Annotated in this window: 1 rRNA gene (only partly in view); it reads right to left on the bottom strand. The window is 56.2% G+C overall.

Annotated elements, in window-relative coordinates:
* Positions 1–32 precede the first annotated feature (32 nt).
* Positions 33–2,710, bottom strand: a 23S ribosomal RNA gene (locus ACWFR1_RS39900) (it continues 445 nt past the right edge of the window).

Genomic DNA, 2,710 nt, shown 5'->3' with positions numbered 1-2,710 from the left:
CTTCAGAACTAACACAGTGGACGCGAGCAACTGAGGACAAGCCCTCGGCCTATTAGTACCGGTCAGCTCCACCCATTACTGGGCTTCCACATCCGGCCTATCAACCCAGTGGTCTACTGGGAGCCTTACCCTCTCAAGGAGGTGGGAATACTCATCTTGAAGCAGGCTTCCCGCTTAGATGCTTTCAGCGGTTATCCCTCCCGAACGTAGCCAACCAGCCATGCCCTTGGCAGGACAACTGGCACACCAGAGGTTCGTCCGTCCCGGTCCTCTCGTACTAGGGACAGCCCTTCTCAATATTCCTACGCGCACAGCGGATAGAGACCGAACTGTCTCACGACGTTCTAAACCCAGCTCGCGTACCGCTTTAATGGGCGAACAGCCCAACCCTTGGGACCGACTCCAGCCCCAGGATGCGACGAGCCGACATCGAGGTGCCAAACCATCCCGTCGATATGGACTCTTGGGGAAGATCAGCCTGTTATCCCCGGGGTACCTTTTATCCGTTGAGCGACGGCGCTTCCACAAGCCACCGCCGGATCACTAGTCCCGACTTTCGTCCCTGCTCGACCCGTCGGTCTCACAGTCAAGCTCCCTTGTGCACTTACACTCAACACCTGATTGCCAACCAGGCTGAGGGAACCTTTGGGCGCCTCCGTTACCCTTTGGGAGGCAACCGCCCCAGTTAAACTACCCATCAGACACTGTCCCTGATCCGGATCACGGACCGAGGTTAGACATCCAGCACGACCAGAGTGGTATTTCAACGGCGACTCCACCATGACTGGCGTCACGGCTTCAAAGTCTCCCACCTATCCTACACAAGCCGAACCGAACACCAATATCAAACTGTAGTAAAGGTCCCGGGGTCTTTTCGTCCTGCTGCGCGAAACGAGCATCTTTACTCGTAGTGCAATTTCACCGGGCCTATGGTTGAGACAGTCGAGAAGTCGTTACGCCATTCGTGCAGGTCGGAACTTACCCGACAAGGAATTTCGCTACCTTAGGATGGTTATAGTTACCACCGCCGTTTACTGGCGCTTAAGTTCTCAGCTTCGCCACACCGAAATGTGACTAACCGGTCCCCTTAACGTTCCAGCACCGGGCAGGCGTCAGTCCGTATACATCGCCTTACGGCTTCGCACGGACCTGTGTTTTTAGTAAACAGTCGCTTCTCGCTGGTCTCTGCGGCCACCCCCAGCTCACGGAGTAAATCCGATCACCAGTGATGGCCCCCCTTCTCCCGAAGTTACGGGGGCATTTTGCCGAGTTCCTTAACCATAGTTCACCCGAACGCCTCGGTATTCTCTACCTGACTACCTGAGTCGGTTTAGGGTACGGGCCGCCATGAAACTCGCTAGAGGCTTTTCTCGACAGCATAGGATCATCCACTTCACCACAATCGGCTCGGCATCAGGTCTCAGGCTTAATGCGTGACGGATTTGCCTATCACACGCCCTACACCCTTACCCCGGGACTACCACCGCCCGGGCTGGACTACCTTCCTGCGTCACCCCATCGCTTACCTACTACAAGTCTGGTTCGCCGGCTCCACCACTTTCCTTTCCCCGAAGGGTCCGGAACGGCTTCACGGGCTTAGCATCGCCTGATTCGATATTGGGCGTTTCAAAGCGGGTACCGGAATATCAACCGGTTGTCCATCGACTACGCCTGTCGGCCTCGCCTTAGGTCCCGACTTACCCTGGGCAGATCAGCTTGACCCAGGAACCCTTAGTCAATCGGCGCACACGTTTCTCACGTGTGTATCGCTACTCATGCCTGCATTCTCACTCGTGAACCGTCCACAACTAGCTTCCGCTGCTGCTTCACCCGGCACACGACGCTCCCCTACCCATCACAGCGGGCGTTGGCCCTATTGCTGCAATGACACGACTTCGGCGGTACGCTTGAGCCCCGCTACATTGTCGGCGCGGAATCACTTGACCAGTGAGCTATTACGCACTCTTTCAAGGGTGGCTGCTTCTAAGCCAACCTCCTGGTTGTCTCTGCGACTCCACATCCTTTCCCACTTAGCGTACGCTTAGGGGCCTTAGTCGATGCTCTGGGCTGTTTCCCTCTCGACCATGGAGCTTATCCCCCACAGTCTCACTGCCGTGCTCTCACTTACCGGCATTCGGAGTTTGGCTAAGGTCAGTAACCCGGTAGGGCCCATCGCCTATCCAGTGCTCTACCTCCGGCAAGAAACACACGACGCTGCACCTAAATGCATTTCGGGGAGAACCAGCTATCACGGAGTTTGATTGGCCTTTCACCCCTAACCACAGGTCATCCCCCAGGTTTTCAACCCTGGTGGGTTCGGTCCTCCACGAAGTCTTACCTCCGCTTCAACCTGCCCATGGCTAGATCACTCCGCTTCGGGTCTTGAGCGCGCTACTAAATCGCCCTATTCGGACTCGCTTTCGCTACGGCTTCCCCACACGGGTTAACCTCGCAACACACCGCAAACTCGCAGGCTCATTCTTCAAAAGGCACGCAGTCACGACCCATTGGGTAAACCCAATGAGCGACGCTCCCACGGCTTGTAGGCACACGGTTTCAGGTACTATTTCACTCCGCTCCCGCGGTACTTTTCACCATTCCCTCACGGTACTATCCGCTATCGGTCACCAGGGAATATTTAGGCTTAGCGGGTGGTCCCGCCAGATTCACACGGGATTTCTCGGGCCCCGTGCTACTTGGGTGTCTCTCA

This window comes from Streptomyces sp. NPDC055103, from assembly GCF_053607625.1.
Note: the sequence above shows the minus strand (reverse complement) of the source record. Positions and strands in the feature narration are given on the sequence as shown.